General features: G+C 50.4%; 16 protein-coding genes and 1 other annotated feature. All 16 genes read left to right on the top strand.

The window, feature by feature from the left end; translation table 11 throughout:
* The first annotated feature begins 48 nt into the window (after positions 1–48).
* Complete coding sequence (locus T458_RS0128610; protein ID WP_144083819.1) at positions 49–1,188, top strand: glycosyl hydrolase family 8; 1,140 nt, start codon at positions 49–51, stop codon at positions 1,186–1,188.
* A complete protein-coding gene (locus T458_RS37045) occupies positions 1,169–2,038 on the top strand; it encodes a GGDEF domain-containing protein (protein WP_023556088.1) in 870 nt (289 codons plus the stop codon). Before T458_RS0128610 ends, T458_RS37045 begins: the two co-directional genes overlap by 20 nt.
* Positions 2,004–3,776 carry a polysaccharide deacetylase family protein gene (locus T458_RS0128605; RefSeq protein ID WP_023556087.1) on the top strand — a complete coding sequence of 591 codons (1,773 nt, stop codon included), beginning with the start codon at positions 2,004–2,006 and terminating at the stop codon, positions 3,774–3,776. The genes T458_RS37045 and T458_RS0128605 overlap by 35 nt, the downstream gene beginning before the upstream one ends.
* Positions 3,769–5,055 (top strand): glycosyltransferase family 2 protein, encoded by a 1,287-nt coding sequence (locus T458_RS37040; protein WP_023556086.1) that lies wholly within the window; start codon positions 3,769–3,771, stop codon positions 5,053–5,055. Before T458_RS0128605 ends, T458_RS37040 begins: the two co-directional genes overlap by 8 nt.
* A 6-nt stretch (positions 5,056–5,061) precedes the next feature.
* On the top strand, positions 5,062–7,308 hold the full coding sequence (locus T458_RS37035) for a cellulose biosynthesis cyclic di-GMP-binding regulatory protein BcsB (protein ID WP_023556085.1): 2,247 nt from the start codon (positions 5,062–5,064) through the stop codon (positions 7,306–7,308).
* Positions 7,309–7,429: 121 nt separating this feature from the next.
* Positions 7,430–8,884: a DHA2 family efflux MFS transporter permease subunit gene (locus tag T458_RS37030; RefSeq protein WP_023556084.1), complete on the top strand. Its 1,455-nt coding sequence runs from the start codon at positions 7,430–7,432 to the stop codon at positions 8,882–8,884.
* Between the two features lie 170 nt (positions 8,885–9,054).
* Positions 9,055–10,359 carry a hypothetical protein gene (locus T458_RS37025; RefSeq protein WP_023556083.1) on the top strand — a complete coding sequence of 435 codons (1,305 nt, stop codon included), beginning with the start codon at positions 9,055–9,057 and terminating at the stop codon, positions 10,357–10,359.
* Between the two features lie 343 nt (positions 10,360–10,702).
* Positions 10,703–12,241 carry an AbgT family transporter gene (locus tag T458_RS37020; RefSeq protein ID WP_023556082.1) on the top strand — a complete coding sequence of 513 codons (1,539 nt, stop codon included), beginning with the start codon at positions 10,703–10,705 and terminating at the stop codon, positions 12,239–12,241.
* 39 nt (positions 12,242–12,280) lie between these two features.
* The gene (locus tag T458_RS37015) at positions 12,281–13,540 is read left to right on the top strand and encodes an amidohydrolase (RefSeq protein WP_023556081.1); all 1,260 of its coding nucleotides are present in this window, start codon (positions 12,281–12,283) and stop codon (positions 13,538–13,540) included.
* Between the two features lie 59 nt (positions 13,541–13,599).
* Positions 13,600–15,003: a M20 family metallopeptidase gene (locus T458_RS37010; protein ID WP_023556080.1), complete on the top strand. Its 1,404-nt coding sequence runs from the start codon at positions 13,600–13,602 to the stop codon at positions 15,001–15,003.
* 80 nt (positions 15,004–15,083) lie between these two features.
* Positions 15,084–15,330: a binding site (T-box leader), on the top strand.
* Positions 15,331–15,404: 74 nt separating this feature from the next.
* On the top strand, positions 15,405–15,905 hold the full coding sequence (locus tag T458_RS37005) for an Lrp/AsnC family transcriptional regulator (RefSeq protein WP_031305559.1): 501 nt from the start codon (positions 15,405–15,407) through the stop codon (positions 15,903–15,905).
* The gene (locus tag T458_RS37000; RefSeq protein WP_023556078.1) at positions 15,902–17,086 is read left to right on the top strand and encodes an aminotransferase; all 1,185 of its coding nucleotides are present in this window, start codon (positions 15,902–15,904) and stop codon (positions 17,084–17,086) included. Before T458_RS37005 ends, T458_RS37000 begins: the two co-directional genes overlap by 4 nt.
* 419 nt (positions 17,087–17,505) lie before the next feature.
* Positions 17,506–18,360 carry an aminoglycoside 6-adenylyltransferase gene (locus T458_RS36995; protein WP_023556077.1) on the top strand — a complete coding sequence of 285 codons (855 nt, stop codon included), beginning with the start codon at positions 17,506–17,508 and terminating at the stop codon, positions 18,358–18,360.
* A 34-nt stretch (positions 18,361–18,394) separates the two neighbouring features.
* A complete protein-coding gene (locus T458_RS36990; RefSeq protein ID WP_023556076.1) occupies positions 18,395–18,835 on the top strand; it encodes an NlpC/P60 family protein in 441 nt (146 codons plus the stop codon).
* Positions 18,836–19,032: 197 nt separating this feature from the next.
* Complete coding sequence (locus T458_RS36985; RefSeq protein ID WP_023556075.1) at positions 19,033–19,572, top strand: sigma-70 family RNA polymerase sigma factor; 540 nt, start codon at positions 19,033–19,035, stop codon at positions 19,570–19,572.
* Positions 19,565–20,632: a DUF4179 domain-containing protein gene (locus T458_RS36980; RefSeq protein ID WP_023556074.1), complete on the top strand. Its 1,068-nt coding sequence runs from the start codon at positions 19,565–19,567 to the stop codon at positions 20,630–20,632. The genes T458_RS36985 and T458_RS36980 overlap by 8 nt, the downstream gene beginning before the upstream one ends.
* Positions 20,633–20,990: the final 358 nt, after the last annotated feature.

Below are 20,990 nucleotides of genomic sequence, written 5' to 3'. Positions count from 1 at the left end.
GTTATGTTAGATTGATACAATGAAAGAAAGTGAAAAGGCGTGAACAAGGTGAAATCAATTCGCATGCTGACTATCGTATTCGGTCTGCTTGTCCTGCTGATAACGGGGTGGATGTGGCCCGGACTGCCATTTGCCCAAAACGGCAAGGAGCTGGCTGGCGGCGCAACGGGCTACGCCAGATTTTTGCCAGGAGAGCTTTTTATCCGGGAGCATCTGACGAATACGGACCATACACTGAAAACCAATCTGCAGCCTGCTGAACCAGACGACGCCAATATTGCGCAAGGCGAGGAATCCCTCTCGGAGTCGCTCGGCTTGTGGATGCTGTATGCCTTGGAAAAAGGGGACTCTGGTTTGTTTGCACAAAATGTGAAAGTCCTTCAGAAGCATTTTTACCAGAATGGCTGGATCGTCTGGAAAACGGGCGGCGATCAACCCCAGGTTACAACGAACGCTTTGGTAGATGATCTGCGGATCGCCGAAGCTTTGTATCTCGCCGGAGAAAAATGGAATGAGAAGTCGTATATCCAGATGGCGAATGAAATTGCAGACAGTATCGGAAAGCATCAGATCCGCGACGGGATGCCGGTTGATTTTTACGATCGGCAGCACGGCGTGAACAGTGATACATTGACACTTTCTTACCTGAATGCTGCGACTCTTCACAAGATGCGTGAGCAAGGAAGGATTGAGGAAGTGCTGGATGGGCAGGCATCTGCCTTTTTGCAGAATCTCCCGACGGACAACGGCTTTTTCCCCTTTTCCTATCATCTTCCCAGCAAGCATTTCACGTACCAGCGTGAGGTGAATCTGATCGACCAATTGTATGTCGCCCTGCATCGTGCACAGGCAGGCATTGCCTCACCGGAACTGTGGGCGTTTTTAAAGGAGGAATTCGCTCGCCGGCAGCTTTTGTTCGGCAGGTATGACGCTGTTACGAAGCAGCCCCTGGTCCAGTACGAATCTCCTGCTGTGTACGGCTTGGCAATCGAAACCGCAATCGAGCTAGGCGATGCGGATTTCGCTGTGGAATTGTATGAGCGGATGATTCGCAAGCAGATTCGCCGTCCCGAGAGCCAGCTTTATGGCGGGTACATCGATATGAGCAGGATGGATACCCACTCCTTTGACAACCTGATTCCGCTTTTGGCTGAAAGGAGGCTCTTCAATGAGGGGATTCTCCAATAAAAAGGGAAGATTCATTGCATATCAGACGGTCTTCCTGTTCTTTCTACTGTTTCTGTCTTGGTATGCTTTAGGTTTGCCAGCCATTCCTCTCGTACAAGCCGTGCTGTTGGGCGTTGCCCTTATCATCGGTTTGGTCGGCATTTTCTTCGGACTGTTGGCCAGCTTGGGTCTCAGTCTGTTGGCTTTGTTTCTGTTTGGCAGCTTGTTGATTTGGGGGATGGTAGCCAACTGGACCTTCCCATTGTCTGTCCTGGAGATCGCCGTATGGATGTTGATCTTTCTGGCGGCGGCCATCATCACGGGATTGATTCAAAGGCTGGTCGCCCAGACCGTCGAGGAGCATCAGGAGATGGTAGGGAAATTCGATGAGCTGGTCACTATCGATGAGGTGACGGGATTTTCCAATGAAAAAAGGCTGCTGTTTGATTTGGAAGAAGAGCTTAGTCGGTCACGACGGACAGGGGTTCCTTTTTCCCTGATGCTGATCGAGGTCAAATATCTGGACTCCTTCTCTCAGCTGTATGGCCGCAATGAGACGGATTACCTGCTCAGCTCGCTCGCAGCCATCCTGCGGGAACACACCAGGCTGACCGACCGCAAATTTCGCTTGGATCAGGGAGACCAGGGCTCTGGCACCTTCGCTGTGATTCTCAACAACAGCCTGGAAGAAGGAGCGGAAGTCGTGCATGCGAAGCTGGAAAAACTGATGCAGACTCATATCCTGGAAAACAAGAAAAAACAGGTCACCCTGACGATCGCTTTTGGAATCAGTCAGTATGCTGATGATGTAAGTGACCATATGGAGCTGGTGAAACGTGCCAAGCAAGAGCTCGATCAGTACATACAATAAATGGGTGCGAACCGCCGTATCGCTGATCATGCTGCTGACTCTGCTGACCGGAACGGCGGACAAGCTCCTTGCAGCCGGGGGAGATGGCGCAGAGGAGCCGAACATCCTGGTGGTCTACACGACCGAGACAGGTACAATCAACGAGGATGTTCGCATGCTGGACCTGGTGCTGGGTCATTTCAGCACTCGTCTTCATTATGTAGCGGACGCGGAATTGACAGCCCGTGATCTGAATGGAGTCGACTATCTGGTCTATTACGGGGATTTTTCCCAACATTTACCCTCCCATACAAAAGAAGTCATGCGCAGCTTTACAGGCACGCTGCTGGCGATGGGCAAGAATGCCGAGCAGTTGGGTGAGCGTTTTTCATTTTTGACCTGGAATGAACAAGTTAGCATCCAGATGGTTTCGAAACCACAAGGAGTCGATCCGGTGCAGCTCGACATCAATATGCCGATCGAGGGCGTATCGATGGAGCAAGGAGAGGTGCTGCTGGAAGGATGGAAGGGAATCTACGCGTATCCTCTGATGATGAAGCATGGGAATACGGCGTATTTTGCCAGTACCAGCTTCTCTTCTCCGCTCTCTCTGTTTGCAGCGGAGGCTTTTCATGACGTATTCGGAATCCCTCACCAGCCAGGGCATTTGGCGTTGCTTCGACTGGAGGATGTGCATCCGCAGTCAGACCCCAAGCTGGTGCTGGAAGCAGGAAGCTATCTGGCTGACAAGGGAATACCTTATGTGATCGCGCTGATTCCCGTCTACACCAATTCGGAGACCAAGGAATTGGTTCACCTGAAGGACCGTCCGGAGCTGGTCGAGGTTTTGCGTACCCTGCAGCGAAGAGGGGCAAGCATTACCCTGCACGGGTACATGCATTACTATCGGGATTCCGAGACAGGCGAAGGTTCGGAGTTTTGGGATATGGAGAACAATACACCGATTTCAAAACCGCCAGAGGATACGACTCCTATAAAAGAGCGCTATGAATGGCCTTCACAAGAAGAGTATGAGCAGTACCAGGCGTCGCTTGCGCAGTATGAAGAGACGTATATCAAATCGCGCATCGAGAGCGGAATCAAGGAATTGACGGAGCTGGGATTGGTTCCTGTTGCCTTTGAAGCGCCGCACTACAACATGAGCCAGTCAGGGTACCAGATTACGTCCCGTTACTTTTCTTACCTGTTGGGGCAAGTGCAGTTCAACCAGACAGACTGGCACCAGATGGGGGCACCTCCGTTTATTTCCAAGCCGGCGTTTCTTCACGGCATGACCCTTTTGCCGGAGACGGTCGGCTACTATGATCCCCATTCCCCTACGCCGATGCAGGACATTCGGGAAAATGCCCAGCAGGTCCGCTTTGTCCGCGACGGTGTGATCGGCATGTTCTTTCACCCTTATCTGGGCGTAGAGCCGTTGAAGGAACTGATCGCTTACGTGGAAACACTGCCAGACGTGACGTGGATCGATGTTCGCAAAATGGCCGGGTACCATGTCGAAGAAGAAGCCCCTGATACGGCAATCGCACAACCAGAAACAGAACCCGCCCAATCGATCGAAGCTGAACTCATCGAGAAGATCGCCACCTTCCTGCGCGAAGACAGCTGGACCCAGCGCATTCTGTGGGGCATCGTGGCCCTTGTGACGTGCATGGTGCTGCTTTTTACCCTCTATACCTGGCGAAACCGTGCCAATTTGCGAAAACAACTTTTCTTGGAGCGTGATCTCGATGGCTAATCTGTTGTTCTATTTATCCTTGACCGTCATTTGGATCATGCTTCTGTACCATATGTTCTTGATGCAAGGCGGCTATTTTCATTACCTGCGCTATGCCAGATCCATCCCCGACTGGGAAAAAAACGAGCTGCCCAAGCCCATGGTGAGCATTCTGATCCCTGCCCACAACGAAGAAGTGGTGATTGAACGGACGATCAAGGCGATGCTGCGGCTGGAGTACCCTAAGGAAAAACTGGAAATTATTGTCATCAACGACAATTCCAGCGACAGGACGGGGGAAATCTGTGACTCCTATGCAGCCAAATATCCGTATGTGAAGGTCGTGCATACCAAGCCGCCCCATGCCGGAAAAGGAAAATCGGGCGCGCTGAACCAGGGCTTGGCCCACTCAACAGGGGAGATCATCGTGGTCTATGACGCAGACAACACTCCGGAGCGCAAAGCCGTCCATTATCTCGTTCTGGCCTTGCAAAACGATCCCCAGGCTGGTGTGGCAGTAGGCAAATTTCGAGTCGTGAACGCGGCCAAAAATCTGTTGACGCATTTTATCAATATCGAAACGATCTGTTTTCAGTGGATGGCGCAGGCCGGCAGGTTCTTCTGGTTTCGGGTGACGACGATTCCCGGCACGAACTTTGCCATCCGCCGCTCGATCATTGAGAAGCTGGGAGGCTGGGATGAAAAAGCGTTGGCAGAAGATACGGAATTGACGATTCGCGTCTACAATGCAGGCCATTACATTCGTTTTTTTCCGGCTGCGATTACCTGGGAGCAGGAGCCGGAGAACTGGAAGGTATGGTGGAAGCAGCGGACACGGTGGGCGAGGGGCAATCAGTACGTCGTCCTCAAATTTATGGGGCGGTTGTTTTCCTTGCGCAAGAAAAGCATCATGTTTGATCTCGTCTACTTTTTCTTCACGTACTTCCTGTTTTTTCTGGGCGTGATCGTGTCGGATGCTTTGTTCGTCACCAATCTGTTCGTTGATCTGCATCTCGAGGTAGGCATTGTCGCCATGATTTTATGGATTCTTGCCTACTTTTTGTACGTGACTGAAGTGATGATTGCCTTGAGTATTGAGCGAACAGAACTGAACGCCAAAAATTTCTGGATCGTTCTGCTGATGTATTTTACCTACTCGCAGCTGTGGATCGTCCTCGTGCTCTATGCATTGTATCTGGAGATCAAGCGAGTTGTTTTTCGACAAGAATTGAAATGGTATAAGACCGAGCGTTTTGCAGCAGAAAAAAAGTCGGTCCCGCCAACAGAAAGACAGGTGTAGAAAACCATGAACAAAAACTGGAAACCAGCCTTCGCGGTCCTGACGATCACGGCTCTGCTTTTTGGTGAAGGAATCGGACATGCGTATGCCCAAGGTGCAATGGCAGCGCCAGCCAGCCAAACCCAAACAGCGGCAGCAAGTGCGCCAGTCTACAGCTTTGCGAGCCTGGCAAAGCAGAAAAATGCGATCTACACATCGAATGGATTGGGGCAGACTCCGGGGACAGTCGTCCGGTTTATCAATGAATCCATCACGCTTGGCGGCGTACAGGGAGCGGCGGATTATTATTACAGTGTGCCTCGGACATCGATTGGGGCCAACAGCTATCTGGAGATCAATTTTAGCCACTCAGAGCTGCTGCTGGCTGCACGGTCCACCCTAACGATCAGTGTGGATGACAAGCCGCTCAAGAGTATTTTTTTGACCAAGGAGACGGCGGCGGCAGGCAGTATCCGGATTCCGCTTGGAGCAGAAGAGACGTCCTCGGGCTTCCATAAACTGACGATTTCCAAACAGAGCGAGCTGACGGACGATCTCTGTGATGACCAGTCCAATCCTGCCAACTGGGTGAAGATCGGGAGAAGCTCGCATGTATTTATTGACTCGCATGCAACCGCCTCTTCTGCCGATCTTTTGCAGGACTTTCCATTGCCATTCGTAGAGCCGGGCAATCTGACCGAGGTCTACAGCACGATTGTCGTCCCCGACGCAGCTGATGCGGATGTCGTGGCGGCAGCTTTGCGAGTCGCCACTTCCCTGTCCGCACAAACAGCGACACATGCTTCGATCCCCATCCTGACGGAAAGCGAATGGAGTTCAAAAGGCACCCTGACACACGTGATTGCGATCGGCGGCCCGGAGGCATGGAACGGCCCGCTCAAGACATTGGTCGCAGAACAGGGAATCGCCGCCCGTGATCAAAAGCTTGGCATCGACACCTTCCAGATGCGGATCAACCAGTCCGCGACGGCCAAACTGCTGATGCTCGTCAGCCGGGGGAAGGATGCCAATCTGGAGCAATCCATCCACGTACTGACCGATCCTGCTTTGAACAAGCAATTGGCAGGCAATCAGATCGTCTTGCAAAACGTGCCTGCACTTCCCGGACATCAGAACAAAGTAGGCGGGCAAAAGCTTACACTGGAGTCTGCGGGCTATTCGGATATCTTGCTGAAGCAGGGGGAGGACAGCGAGCAGCAGGTCGTAATGAGCCTGCCATCCCACTGGAAAGTGACGGGAGACGTCACCCTGGATCTGAAGCTGAGAGTCTCGCCATTGCTCATGCAGACGGAGGGAAGCGAAAAAGAGAAGAAACCGCAGCAGCATTTGACCGTCATGATCAATGGCGTCCCGCATACCGTTCTCCTACAGGAGTTAAAGGCAATAGACAAGAACGACGGCTACCTGCTTCGCCTACCGATCGACCCCTCCTTGCTGGAGGAAGGAAATCGTACGCTGAATCTCGCCTTTTCGGCTTCGCTTGAAGGGAAGGAAGCAGCGTGCTTGCCTGTGAGAGATTCGGGCAAATGGGTGTTTGTAGATAAAGCGAGCGCCTTGAACGTGCCGCATGAAACGCCGTCGCTGCGCAGCTTCCAGTACTGGCCCTCCCCCTTGGTGCAGGAGCAAGGGCTGTCACAGACGGCATTCCTGCTCCCGGAGAAGCTGACTGGAACCTATCTATCCCATCTTTCCCTTTTGCTCAATGAAATGGTAGACGGGAAAGAACTGCAAGCCAATGCGTTCACGATCTTCCGAGAGCCCTTGCAGCCGCAGGATCTGCAAAAAATGGCGGCATATCATGTGGTCGCAATGGGAGATTTGCAGCAGTATCCGACCTTGAAAGCGGCCCAGGGGCAACTGCTCATCCATCAGCCCAAGACGTTGGAACGCTACCATGTCATCAACGAAACGACCCGATTCGTCGCCTGGATTCAGCCTTCGCTGTGGAATCAGCAGCGGACATTGACCGTCTTTCAATCGGCCGAGGAAGGGGAGGCCGCTTTCGTTCATCCCACCTTGTTGTCCCACCTCAAAAGCGCACATGACGACGGTCAAATCGTCGTGATGAGCAAATCGAACGAGGTATTCACGATCCGAGTGGACGACGAGGAGGAAGAAACAGGCTTGGACAAGGCTGTCGGCAATATTCCCGTGTGGCTGATTGGAGTCGTACTGCTCGTTTTCTTGATCCTTCTCGGCATTTATATCCGGATGTTGAAAATCGAGAAGAAGAAGGCCAAAAGAAGAGGATAAGATGTGAAAGGCGTCAGACTGTCGAGTTGATCTTGACAGTCTGATTTGCCATAGAAAAAAAGATCGCCTACAATAGGTCAAATACAGATAGAGGTTAGTAGGAGAGGAGCTTGGAAAAACCATGTATGCAGAAGGAATCAGTCTCGAGAAAGAGGCAGATGCGGCGAACAGAAACGAGGAAATCAGAACGGTTCCGATTTTGATTTCGTTTTTGATCGCCGGTTTTGTCGGTTTGTTTGGTGAAACAGCGCTCAATATGGCTTTGAGCGACCTGATTCAAATCTTTGCCGTATCCCCGTCGACCATTCAGTGGCTGACAACCGGATTTTTATTGACACTAGGCATTTTGGTACCCGTTTCCGGGTTTTTGCTGCAATGGTTTACCACCCGGCAGCTGTTTGTAGGTGCGCTTTTATTCTCCATCGTCGGGACGTTTATTGCAGCCATCGCCCCATCCTTTAGCGTATTATTGCTGGCTCGCTGTATTCAGGCCATGGGGACTGCGCTGCTTCTTCCCTTGATGTTCAACACGATTCTCGTCATTATTCCTCCGAGCAGACGGGGAGCGACGATGGGACTGATTGGGCTCGTCATCATGTTTGCTCCGGCAGTAGGTCCGACCTTGTCCGGGCTCATTATCCAATCGCTGTCCTGGCACTGGATCTTTTGGATCTCCCTGCCGTTTTTCATTCTTGCACTGGTGTACGGCATGGTGTACATGCAAAACGTCACCACGCCGACCAGACCGAAAATCGACTTGCTTTCTGTCCTGCTGTCCACGCTCGGCTTTGGCGGAATCGTCTTTGGATTCAGCAATGCCGGCGAAGAGGGCGGCTGGGGCAATCCGGTGGTACTGACATCGCTGGTGATTGGCGGGATCGGTCTGCTCCTGTTTGTTCTTCGCCAGTTGAAGATGGAGCAGCCGATGCTGAACATGCGGGCATTTACCTATCCGATGTTTGTCATTGGCCTGCTGTTGGTTTTCGTCGGCTTCATGGTGATCCTCTCTTCGGTGATCCTGCTGCCGCTGTACTTGCAAAACTCGCTGCTGCTGACGACGTTCGCCGCCGGACTGATCCTGCTTCCGGGCGGGTTGATCAACGGGCTTTTATCCCCGCTGATGGGACGCCTGTTTGACAAATACGGTCCCAAGTGGCTGGTGATCCCTGGCCTGGTCGTAGCGGTTATTACGATGTTTTTCTTCCACGGCTTGTCTACCGAGACTCCGATCTGGCTGATTGTGGCTTTGCATATCGCGCTGATGGTCGGAATCGCGATGGTGATGATGCCGGGACAGACGAACGGTCTCAACCAATTGCCGCCGGAGCTGTACCCGGATGGTACCGCGATCATGAACACCCTGCAGCAGGTGGCAGGCGCGATCGGAACGGCAGTCGCAATTTCGATCATGGCTGCCGGACAAAATCACTACCTGTCTGCGGTTGCGGATCCGCAGAACCCGGTGCATACGCCTTTTGCCTATGCCGCAGGTGTGCAGGAAGCCTTTCTGTTCGGTTTGGCCGCAGCGATTTTTGGCCTGATTATCTCGCTTTTTATCAAAAGAGTGAGGGTGTAGCCAGAAGGTTTCAGATGACAAGCGGGCAAAAGCAACCGTGACTGCGATCGATCGCCTCGGCGATCGGAACTGGGAGTATGCCCGGTCCGATTGCCGGGGCGATTTTCCTTGGAATCTTTGCTATGATAGGATTATCATTTATAATCCCATCAGATCAGGAGCTTCGAACTATGTATAAAATAGGTGTCGTTGGACCGCCGCCTTCCGTAGAGCGGATACTGGAAGTTGCAGATGAATTTGAGCACGAAATCGAATTTGTTCCGATTCCGTACGATGATGCCAAGTCTGTAAGCAGCATCGTCCTTGAATACAGCCGGGAATGTGACGGGTGGTTTTTTTCTGGGCCGATCCCGTACACGATTGCGAAAAGCGTACTGAGTCCCGATGCGAATATTGTCTATTGTCCGCCAACGGGATCCAATTTGTATCGGTGCTTTATCCGGATGTCCATCGATTGCGGCGAGGTTGTAAAGTGCGTTTCTGTCGACATGATCGACTCCGAGCGAAAATACTTGCACGAATCCTTGCATGAGCTCGATATTCCTTTAGAGGATCATCACATCCTGACGTATGATGAAAATTACGATGCCCAGAAAATTACACAGTATCATCTCGACCTATGGAAAGCCGGGAAAACACAAGGAGTATTTACAACCCTTTCTTCTGTAGAACGCGCACTGAAAGCCGAAGGTATCCCTGTCTATCGCGTCTTGATGACGAAAATGGAAATCAAGCAAGTGATGAAGATTGTGATAGAGAAGGCGAAAAGCTCTTATTTCAAGGATACGCAGATCGGTGTGGAAATCATCGAGCTTGAGGAAATGGACAAGATCGCGGAGAGGTCGAAAACACGGTTTCATCTGCAGCATCTCGAATTGAAAATCAGGCAGACTTTGCTGCTTTTGTGCGAAAAGCTGGATGGATCGCTTCTGGCCAACGGGAACGGACGGTACCAGATCTTCAGCACGCGCGGCGCGATTCAACGAGAAATCGAGATGCTTCGTAACACGGTCCGGCAGCTGTCACTCGATGCGGATGTACCCGTGGCAGTCGGGGTCGGATTCGGGGAAACGGCGTTCTCTGCTGAAAACAACGCACGAAAAGCGATCCAGCACGCGAAGGAGAGGCCAGAATTCGGGATCGTCATCGTCCAGGATGACGGGGTCATTTTGGAAGCAGTCGGGGAAGCGGACCAGCTGTCGTATTCTTTCCGTTCCAATGACAAAGAGTTGTTGGAAAAACTGAACAAGGCCAATGTTAGCATCAAAACGTACAATAAGATCGAGGCGTTGGTTCAGCGAATGGGCTGGGGTGCGTTTACGACGACAGACATCGCGGAGTATTTGTCCATGACTGTACGGAATGCCCAGCGAATCATGGGCAGCTTGTGCGAATACGGCCTGGCCGAATTAATTGGCGAAGAACAGCAGGGAGTTCGAGGCAGGCCGAAAAAAATGTATATGCTAAAGAATTGAGGAGCACCCGAAATTATTCGGGTGTTTTTTCTATTTCATAAAGTCGAAGACGAATGAAGCATTTGTATTTTGCAAGAAGTCTAACAATTGTATTGAAATGTTTTTAACTATACTATATAATCCAATTAAACGAAATTGTCTTTTTATGTTCGTAAAATGACGAACGAACTTTACGGGAGGAAAGGGGAGCGTTTTTCAGTCAAAACTGAAACAGAAATGAAAGGGCTTTCAATTTGTGATTGAAAAAGACTGATCACTCACTCAGCGCTGTATTATTTCCCGAAAGAATAATACGACGGCATGAGGAAAAGAGGTATAAAACGACGCTAAGGGGGGTTCTCATATGAGTGCACATCCAATCCGAACAGACCAAATCGATCAGCAGTCAGAAGGAAGGGGCCTTTTGAAGTGGGTCGAGAGAATCGGGAACAAGCTGCCCAACCCATTCATGCTTTTCCTTTACCTGATCGCCATTTTGATGGTCGCCACCGCTCTCTTGTCCTGGTTCCACGTAACAGCGATGGATCCGATCAAAAATGAACAAGTAGCGGTGAAAAATCTGCTTAGCCAAGAGGGCCTCCAATGGCTGCTGCCCAACATTATCAAAAACTTCTCCGGATTCCTGCCGCTCGGGGCGATTCTGACCTTGATGCTTGGGGTCGGGTTGGCTGAAAAGGTAGGGCTTTTGGAAGCGGTTATCCGCAAAATGTCCCTGAAAGTAAGCGCCCGCTACGCCAGTTATCTGGTAGCATTTATCGCCTTTTTCAGTCATGTGTCTTCTGACGCAGCTTTCGTGATTATGCCTCCACTGGGAGCCATGATCTTCATGGCAGTAGGGCGTAACCCGATCGCCGGTCTTTTGGCTGCGATCGCGGGTGTTGGGTCCGGTTTTACCGCGAATATCCTGATCGTGACGACAGACGTCTTGCTTTCCGGTATCAGCTCGGAGATTTCAAAAGGCGTTGATCCGAACGTAACGGTCAGCGTTTTGGACAACTGGTTCTTCATGGCGGCTTCCGTATTCTTGCTGTCCGCAATCATCGGCTTTATCACCGATAAATACATCGAACCGAGGCTGGGTGTCTACAAAGGGGATAAGGTCGGCAAACTGGAAGATCTAAGCGATATCCAAAAGAAAGGTCTTCGCGCTGCAGGTGTGGCGGCATTGGTGTTCATCGCTGTCATCGCAGCATTAGTGGTTCCTGCCAACGGTATTCTTCGCGATCCGAAACTGGGTACTGTCGTTCCATCTCCTTTCATTTCGGGAATTGTACCTGTTATTTTGCTGTTCTTCTTCACGGTTGCGATTACGTACGGCTTGAAAGTCGGGGTAATCAAAAAGCAAAATGACATTCCTGCCTTGCTGACTGATCCGATCAAAGGAATGGCTGGTTTTATCGTCATGGTGTTCCCGCTGTCGCAATTCGTCGCGATGTTCAACTGGAGCAACATGGGCAGCTTCCTCGCCCTGTCTATTACAGACGTGCTGGAAAAAATGAACATGACAGGCGCTCCAGTCTTCATCGGCTTGATGTTTTTGTCCGCGTTCCTCTGTATGTTTATCGCCAGTGGTTCTGCGATCTGGTCGCTTTTGGCACCGGTGTTCATTCCGATGTTCATGGCGTTGGGCTTCCACCCCGCATTCGCGCAAATTGCATTCCGGATTGCCGACTCGTCCGTCATTCCGTTCGCGATTGTGTCGCCGTTCATCCCGTTGTTCCTGGGCTTCCTGCAGGAATACAATAAGGATGCCAAGCTGGGAACTTACTATTCCTTGATTCTGCCTTACCCGATCGCGATTTTCATCATTTGGACGCTGTTCTTTATCGCCTGGTATTTCCTAGGTTTGCCAATTGGGCCTGGGGTATACCCTCACCTGTAAGCATAAAGATGCTCCAAAGAGAATTAGGAGGTATAACTGATGATGGATTTGGTTTCTATACGAAGAGATTTTCATATGCATCCGGAAGTAGGCTTCACTGAATTTCGCACCGCTGCCAAAGTGGTGGAATTGCTGACTTCTCTCGGATACGACGTGATATACGGACAAGATGCAATGGACGGCCCCTCACGCAGGGGCCTGCCATCACAGCAAGTACTGGACCAAGCATACGAACGGGCGCTGCGTGACGGCGCCAATCCTGCCATTGCAGCAAAAATGCGCGGCGGCTACACAGCTGTAATCGGTGTGAAAAAAGGAAAGGCGGACGGACCTACGGTGGCGTTTCGCTTCGATATGGATGCCCTGCCCGTGCTGGAGAGCAAAGAAGAAGATCATTTCCCCAAGGCAAATGGCTTTCGCTCCCGCTATGAAGGCAACATGCACGCATGTGCCCATGATGGACATACCACCATCGGTCTGGGGCTGGCGGAAAAGCTTGCAGACGGAGACTTTTCCGGCACCGTCAAACTGATATTCCAACCCGCAGAGGAAGGTGTGCGTGGCGCTTATTCGATCGTGCAAAAAGGACTTTTGGACGATGTTGATTACATTTTCTGCCATCATCTCGGAGTCAATGTCCCGCTGGGTGAAATTCATGGCGGTTCCCACGGGTTTCTCGCGACGACGAAAATGCTGGCTCATTTCCACGGTGTCTCCTCCCATGCCGGCGCATCGCCTGAGGTAGGGAAAAATGCTTTGCTGGGGGCAGCTACCGCTTTGCTTAACATTCATGCGATTACCCGATTTAGCTCCGCCGATACCCGCATCAACGTCGGCGTGCTGGAAGGCGGAACGGCAGCCAACATCATCCCTGCCTATGCGAAAATGATTGTGGAGACCCGCTCTGAGACAGAAGAGGTCAATGCCGAGCTCGAAAAGCGGGTGCGCAACATTATCGCCAGCAGCGCTGCCATGCACGATCTCAACTATGAAATTGAAGTCATCGGAGGAGCCATTCCGATTGATTATGACGATGAGATGGCCGAACTGGCTTTGGAAGAGGCAAAAAAGGTAGAAGGCTTTCACTCTTTTAAAAAGGGCGAACACAACTCAATGGGCAGCGAGGATGCCAGCTTTATGATCAAGCGCGTGCAGGATCGCGGGGGCAAAGGGACGTACATGTCGATTGGAACCGATATTCCGGCACCTCACCACCATCCGAAGTTCGATATTCAGGAGGAAATTCTTCCGCGCAGCGTCGAGTTGCTGAATCGAATTGCGAGACGAATTCTTGCCTAAGGGACTCTTCGATTGATCACAAGAGGTGTCAAACTGCAAAATAGAGAGGATGTTTCTATATGCATACACAACGGATTGCAGAAATGATCGAAAGCAAAAGAGAGTCGTTTATCAAAGTGAGCGACCGCATCTGGGAGTTTGCAGAGACTCGTTTCGAAGAATTCCAGTCGGCCGAACTGCTCGCGAGCACCCTGGAGAGCGAAGGGTTTACGGTAGAGAAAGGCGTCGGCGGAATCAAGACGGCTTTTATCGGAAGTTTTGGAAGCGGCGGTCCGGTTGTCGCGATCTTGGGAGAATATGACGCCCTCTCCGGCATGAGTCAAAAGAAAGGTCAGGCGAAACAGGAAGCCGAGGTGCCAGGCGCAAACGGACATGGCTGCGGCCACAATCTGCTCGGCACCGCCTCCCTGGCAGCAGCCGTCGCGGTCAAACAATACATGGAAGAAAACAATCTGCCCGGTACGGTTCGCTACTACGGCTGCCCTGGGGAAGAAGGCGGCTCCGGTAAGACCTTCATGGCACGTGCGGGATTGTTCGATGACGTCGATTTTGCTCTGTGCTGGCACCCGATGGGCTACAACAGCATCATGGCGATGAATTCGCTTGCCAACTACCAAGTGTATTTCAAATTCCACGGGAAAAGCTCCCACGCCGCTGCCAGCCCACATCTCGGACGCAGTGCCCTGGATGCTGTCGAGCTGATGAATGTCGGCGTGAACTACCTGCGTGAGCACATCATCCCGGAAGCTCGTGTACACTACGCAGTTACCAACACAGGCGGCTTTTCGCCGAACGTTGTGCAGTCGTTCGCAGAAGTACTGTACCTCGTGCGCGCTCCAAAAGTGGAACTCGTACAGGAAATTTACGAACGTGTCTGCAAAATCGCCCAAGGTGCTGCGCTCATGACCGAAACCGAAGTGGAGATCGTCTTTGACAAAGCATGCTCCAACCTGGTGCAAAATCAAACGCTGGAAGAGGTTATGTACCGCAATTTCCAACAACTGGGTGTTCCGGTCCACGACGAGGCAGAGCTGGCTTTGGCCAAAGAGGTACGTGCCACTTTGACTGAGTCAGAACTGCGCACCTCGGAAAAAGAGACGCCAGACGGCCCGGATGTAGATATGGTTACCTGGCTTAATTCGTATAACGGCGAGCAAAGACCGCTCAACGGCTCCTCTGATGTAGGGGACGTAAGCTGGATCACACCAACTGCCCAATGCACGACGGCCTGCTTCATCAATGGCTCGACGCTGCACTCCTGGCAGTGGGTCACGCTCGGTGCAACTTCCATTGGTCATAAAGGAATGCTGCATGCTGGTAAAGTCATGGCTGCAACAGCCGTGGATATGCTGAAAAACCCAGAGCTGATCGAAAAAGCCAAAGTCGAATTGAAACAACGTCTGGGCAAAGAGAAGTATGTATGCCCGATTCCGGATGATGTCATGCCATCCGTGAAAAAATAGAAGAGTGTGACCAGCAGGTTTCAGTTGACAAGCGGGCAAAAGCTTTCTATAATCTGAGTCATTCAAGCAAAGCCATACTGAACAACGCTGTGAAAAGGAAAGTAGAAGAGAGCTTTGACGCAAAGAGAGCGGCCTGCATGCTGAAAGGGCCGTCGCAAACTCTTTTTGAACGCCACCTTGGAGCACTGCCTTTGAACCTGTTGCGCATTTCGTAGAAGGCAGCGGCTGGCCCACGTTATCGGGCGCACGTCTTAGTTGACTGCATGAGTTTGTCTTTTGTGAGAGGGACAAAAAAGCTGAGTGGTACCGCGATCGTTCGCCTCAGCAATCGGAACCAGGTGTATGCCCGAGTCCGGTTGCTGGGGCGTTTTTGATTTGACAAGGAGAATGGAGTGGTGAGAATGAACCGTCAAAAACAGATGGAGCTGCTGCGTCTTTTGGAAGAGGACAGCAGACAGGATGTCGAACAGCTGGCGAAGATGCTGGCGGAGCCAAAAGAAGAGATAGAGAAGGCGATCGCCGCTCTGGAAGAGGAAAACATCATTGTGAAATATCCCGCCCTGATCAACTGGGAGCGGGTTGATGATCATCCGTATGTCACGGCCATGATCGATGTAAAAGTAACGCCCAAGCGCGATGTGGGCTTTGATGAGGTAGCCAAGCGCATCTGCCGTTTTCCCGAAGTGCAGGCAGTCTATCTGATGTCGGGAGCCAGCTACGATCTCTCGGTGGTGCTGGAAGGAAAAACGATGCGTGAGGTGGCGTCGTTCGTCTCGCAAAAGCTGGCGACGATCGACTCTGTCGTATCGACAGCTACGCACTTTATCCTGCAGCGCTACAAGCATGACGGCATCGAGCTGGAGGATCGCGATGAAGATCGCAGGATGGTGGTAACCCCATGAGTACACAATCAACCTTGACTGCAAAACGTCGTCTGTCTGCTACTGTAGAATCCTTGAAGCCATCGGGAATCCGCCGCTTTTTTGATCTGGCGGCATCCATGGAGGGTGTCATCTCGCTCGGGGTAGGGGAGCCGGATTTCGTCACTCCATGGCGGATGCGGGAAGCGTCGATCTCGTCGCTGGAGCGCGGCTATACCGCCTACACCTCCAATGCCGGGATGCTGGAGCTGCGCGTGGAGATTCAGAAATATCTGGAGGAGCGCTTTGCCGTCAGCTATCATCCCGAAAAGGAAATCCTCGTGACAGTCGGGGCCAGTGAAGCGATTGACATTGCCTTGCGAGCGATCCTCGATCCGGGCGATGAGGTATTGGTCGTCGAGCCTTGCTACGTCTCCTACGAGCCGGTAATCCGTCTGGCTGGCGGGGTGCCCGTCTTTTTGAAAACGACGATGGAGAACCAGTTCAAGCTGACACCGGAGGAACTGGAATCGCATATTACTGCTCGGACCAAAGCCATTATCTTCTGCTATCCGAACAACCCGACGGGAAGCACGATGAGCGCTGCGGAATGGCAAGCCTTGCTGCCGATCTTGGAAAAGCATGATCTGCTGGTCATCTCCGACGAAATTTACGGGGAGCTGACATACGGACGCATGCACGACAGCATCGCCGCATTGCCAGGCATGAAGGAGCGGACGATCCTCATCTCTGGCTTCTCCAAAGCTTTTGCCATGACAGGCTGGCGCCTCGGCTACGTCTGTGCAGAGCCAGAGCTGCTGGCCGGGATGCTGAAAATTCATCAGTACACGATGCTGTGCGCCCCGACGATGGCACAGATGGCGGCGCTGGAAGCCCTGCGCCATGGACAGGGCGACATGGAGCGGATGGTGGAGAGCTATCGGCAGCGGCGCAATTACGTCGTAGACGGCTTCCGTCAGATCGGTCTTGCTTGCCATGAGCCCGAGGGTGCTTTTTATGCCTTCCCGTCCATTGCTTCTACGGGATTGTCCGCTGCGGATTTTGCTGAAAAGCTGTTGATGGAGGAGAAAGTAGCGGTGGTTCCAGGGGACGTGTTTGGGGAAAGTGGGAATGGTCATATCCGCTGCTCCTATGCCACCTCTATGGAGCAGTTGAAAAAGGCGCTGGATCGGATGGAGCGTTTTGTAAGCCGTTTGTCTTAGGCGTTGCCAAGGGGGCGTTAAGACGATCAGCGGCGCTCAGGGGCGATGGGACGGCAATGGCTTGGAGCCGACTCCGTAATTCGCTCAGCAACAACTGCGTCACCCCGGTGAGGCTTCAGGATGGCAGAGAAGCCGTCCTGAAGCTGGGGGTGCCCCGAGTATGAATTCAGCTTACACAATATCGTTGTATAGAGAACTTGCCGACAGGGCAAGTTTTTTCTTTTTGCAAAAATGTAAGAGCCTGATGGAGGGATAATTTATCCTACATATCGAAAGAACCTTATAGATTGCAATTGCAGTAAGGGCATTTGTGACCTCTTTGTACAATGTGGGGGACGGCTGTACGATCGCTAATCCTGACATGCCACATCGTGCCCTTTTGATAGAAAGTTAGAGTCATCAAACAAAGGAGGTTGCAAGTGAGAACAGAGTCTGAAGTTATCGATCAACTATTACAATTCGCTCATGCTGACGAGAAGGTAAGGGCCGTTATCCTGAATGGATCACGAGTTAACCCGAATGTGACGAAGGACATCTTTTGCGATTATGATCTACTATTTGTTGTCACCGAGCCTAGACATTATGTGGATCATCAGGATTGGATTAGAACGTTTGGCGAACTGATTATGATGCAGCTAAATGATAGTAAGACGGATGGCGAGGATGAATACATTTTTCTTATGCAGTTTACGGATGGGGTAAGAATCGATCTTTCATTCCGCCGAGCTAAGACCGTCAACGAGCACATGGAAGATAGTCTGACCAAAGTGCTTCTGGACAAAGATAATGTTCTAAAAGAGTTTCCTCCTCCCTCAGAAGCCTCCTATATAACCGTTAAACCTTCGGCTGATGAGTTCTACAAGAACGTGAATAATCTCTTATGGTGCTCGACGAATGTGGCCAAGGGTTTGTGGAGAGACCAGCTGCCATACGCAAAGTTTATGTTGGATATCGTTGTAAAACAGGATTTGATGCAACTGTTAACCTGGTATGTTGGAGTGGAGAATAATTGGGAAGTAAATCTGGGATTTGCCTCGAAATGGCTAAAAAACTATCTTCCTGAAGAACTATGGCACTTATTCGAGCAGACATACAGCGGTCCAGCTTACTCGGAAGTATGGGAATCCCTTTTTGCGACGCTGCAACTTGCCAAAGAAGCAGGGCAACTGCTTGCGGACAAGCTGAAATATGAATATCCTGCTCGCGACCATAGCAATGTGATAGCCTATTTGGAGAGAGTACGGGGGCTTCCGATAGACGCGACAGAGATCTAGAGAACAACAGCTTAACAACATGGGAGGGAAGTTATTGAAATTTGAAAAGGAAATTGAAAATGCCATAATTTGGGCAAGAAATCACTTGAATTCTAAGGATTATCGCCTGAGATGCCTTGCATTTGTTGAAGACGCTTATGAAAGAAGCAACGAAATTGAAATGTGGGGCGGCGCCGATGCCCAAGAGTCAGCAGAACTGTATGAGGCTCACAACCATATAGGGTTTCCGCCAAAAGGAACTTTTGTTTTTTATTCATGTTCTGGTATGGTCGAAGGCGAAATAAAAAATTGGGGACATGTAGGTTTATCTCTTGGGAATGGAGATGTAATACATGCCTGGGATAAAGTTAGAATAGATAACTACTTAGAAATTGAGAGTCTCACACCAGCTCCGGGATGGAGCCAACCCAAATTAATTGGATGGGCTCCTGTTGAAAGGATATTAAAAGGAATACAAAAAAAGCATTGGGATTAGAATTTGCCAGTGGAGCTAATGGATTCGGTAGTTCAAATAAAAAGGGAGGTAGCTGAGTATCGTTTCTCGGCTGCCTTTTTTCAACTTATATTTAGTTATAAATGATGAAAGTGATTTAATTATAACAATATGAGAACCGAACCGCTCTATCATTGTGTCTATCATAGAGAGACTTCAAACAGGATGTGAAGAATTGAATGAGAGAACCAATGAATAACTGCGACGAAGAGCTTGCTTGTTCAGGAGATGTGGAAGCTTTTACGAGGTTGATCAAGAAAAACGAGCGAAGCATGTATCGAGTAGCCCGTACCATATTACAATCCGAAAACGAGTGCCTGGACGCTGCGCAGGAAGCAATTTTAAAAGCGTATCATTCATTGTCTACATTACGTGAGCCCCGTTTGTTCCATTCATGGCTGATGCGGATCCTTGTGAATGAATGCCACCGTCTGGCCCGCAAAACCAGCAAACTTATGTTACTAGACGATTGGCAAGAGCCAGCATCACCCTATCGTTTTGAAGAGAATATCGAGCTGCAAGAAGCGGTTCAGTTCTTGGAGAAAGAACTTCGACTCTGTATCGTTCTTTACTACTTTGAAGATATGGCGATTAAAGATATGGCGGTCATTCTGAGGCAACCAGAGGGAACCATCAAATCTCGATTGAGTCGCGCTAGAAAAAAGTTGGCTGCCTATTTCACTTCGGAGTCTACGGAATGGAGGAAAGGTTATGAATGAACAACAAGTGGATCAAGAGCTTCGACAAATTGCCAAGAGAGCGACTGGGGATGTTCCGGCACAATTCTCCGCTGGAATTGATCAAGTCCTAGAATCGCTCCCACTTCCCAGTCGCCATGTACAAAAAAAGTCACACGTACGAAAGAACAATTGGCTGATCCCAGTTGCTTGCCTCATAGCAGGTATGTTTTTGTTGATCGGTACGGGGTTCGTTTCCCCAACCATGGCCCATATGCTCAAAACATTGCCGTATGTGGGCTCAATCTTCGGATTTATAGGGGATTCGGGGGTAAAAGAAGCGAATCAGCAAGGGTTGACTCAACCACTGGATCAAACGGAGACAGACCAGGGGATCACAGTCGCACTCAAAGAAGCCTATTACGATCGTCTGAACCTCTCTATCGGCTTTACAGTTACATTCCCACCGAATGGGAGCGGGTTTCAACATATAGAAAAATTAAGCTACAACTGGGGAGGTCAGTCAATCACAAGAACGTTTACGGCAGAGGAAGCCAAAAAGAACTACCTACTGCATTGGCGTCACGTTGGTGGAAATACGTACTACGGAACATTCCAGCCGTTTTTCATGGAGGAATTGCCTCAAGAATTCACGCTGCAATTGGGGCTGCAGAAAATGGGGGGCGTAGAAGGCAACTGGTCATTTGAGATTCCGCTTTCCCGAATGTCGGCAGATGAGGTTACAAAAGTAATGCAGCCAAACGTCTCAGGTCAATCTAGAGGTTACACACTAACGGTTGAACAAATTGTTCGGACCCCTAGTGCAACTAGAATTGTTTTTGGGGTACAGGGTGAAGGCGAGTCTCCCAACTTGAGCGATGACGAAAAGTGGAATCAGATCATGCTTTTGTCGAATGCGATTCGCGTTTTCGATTCAAATGGTGTTCCTCTTTCCAGCATTACTGACGAAAAGGGAAATAGACGAGGCGGCATTGTCGGGGAATCCCGGTTTACGAAGGATTTCCATCCCATTTCGGCGAACTCAAGCTCCATTACGATCGCTGTTGACCAACAATTGCGGTTTGAAATCCCCCTCGACTGACTAGGACATAATATCTGGAGTACAGATTTAAATTTGACAGGTATCTTTCATTCAAGATCGGTTTGAATGGAAATAATAGTAAGGATCATTCATAGAAAGAGTAAGTCTATGCCTGATATTGAAGCCACAATTACTTTTCTTTCACCCGAAGCATATCCTCGAACTTTATGGATCGGAAAAAAGATCAGAATTCAGGAAGGATCAAGAATTGTCGGCTATGCTGAAGTAACACAGATTTTCTATGAGTTAGTAAGAAAACAAGATTAAGTTAACGGGTTCGCTAGTAAACGGGTCAATTATTATTGGCTAAAACCATGCAGGTATTTGTTCCATAATCAAGAAAATATGTATGTATTGA

The organism is Brevibacillus panacihumi W25 (assembly GCF_000503775.1).
In the GTDB taxonomy this organism is placed as follows: domain Bacteria; phylum Bacillota; class Bacilli; order Brevibacillales; family Brevibacillaceae; genus Brevibacillus; species Brevibacillus panacihumi_A.
The sequence above is the reverse complement of the archived record's forward strand: the minus strand, read 5'-3'. Positions and strand labels throughout refer to the sequence as shown.

What these genes read in the sequence shown, in the direction of transcription:
- T458_RS37045 (WP_023556088.1), top strand. Translation starts at nt 1,169, where the DNA reads ATGAGGGGATTCTCCAATAAAAAGGGAAGATTCATTGCATATCAGACG.
- T458_RS37040 (WP_023556086.1), top strand. Translation starts at nt 3,769, where the DNA reads ATGGCTAATCTGTTGTTCTATTTATCCTTGACCGTCATTTGGATCATG.
- T458_RS37035 (WP_023556085.1), top strand. Translation starts at nt 5,062, where the DNA reads ATGAACAAAAACTGGAAACCAGCCTTCGCGGTCCTGACGATCACGGCT.
- T458_RS37030 (WP_023556084.1), top strand. Translation starts at nt 7,430, where the DNA reads ATGTATGCAGAAGGAATCAGTCTCGAGAAAGAGGCAGATGCGGCGAAC.
- T458_RS37025 (WP_023556083.1), top strand. Translation starts at nt 9,055, where the DNA reads ATGTATAAAATAGGTGTCGTTGGACCGCCGCCTTCCGTAGAGCGGATA.
- T458_RS37020 (WP_023556082.1), top strand. Translation starts at nt 10,703, where the DNA reads ATGAGTGCACATCCAATCCGAACAGACCAAATCGATCAGCAGTCAGAA.
- T458_RS37015 (WP_023556081.1), top strand. Translation starts at nt 12,281, where the DNA reads ATGATGGATTTGGTTTCTATACGAAGAGATTTTCATATGCATCCGGAA.
- T458_RS37010 (WP_023556080.1), top strand. Translation starts at nt 13,600, where the DNA reads ATGCATACACAACGGATTGCAGAAATGATCGAAAGCAAAAGAGAGTCG.
- T458_RS37005 (WP_031305559.1), top strand. Translation starts at nt 15,405, where the DNA reads ATGAACCGTCAAAAACAGATGGAGCTGCTGCGTCTTTTGGAAGAGGAC.
- T458_RS37000 (WP_023556078.1), top strand. Translation starts at nt 15,902, where the DNA reads ATGAGTACACAATCAACCTTGACTGCAAAACGTCGTCTGTCTGCTACT.
- T458_RS36985 (WP_023556075.1), top strand. Translation starts at nt 19,033, where the DNA reads ATGAGAGAACCAATGAATAACTGCGACGAAGAGCTTGCTTGTTCAGGA.
- T458_RS36980 (WP_023556074.1), top strand. Translation starts at nt 19,565, where the DNA reads ATGAATGAACAACAAGTGGATCAAGAGCTTCGACAAATTGCCAAGAGA.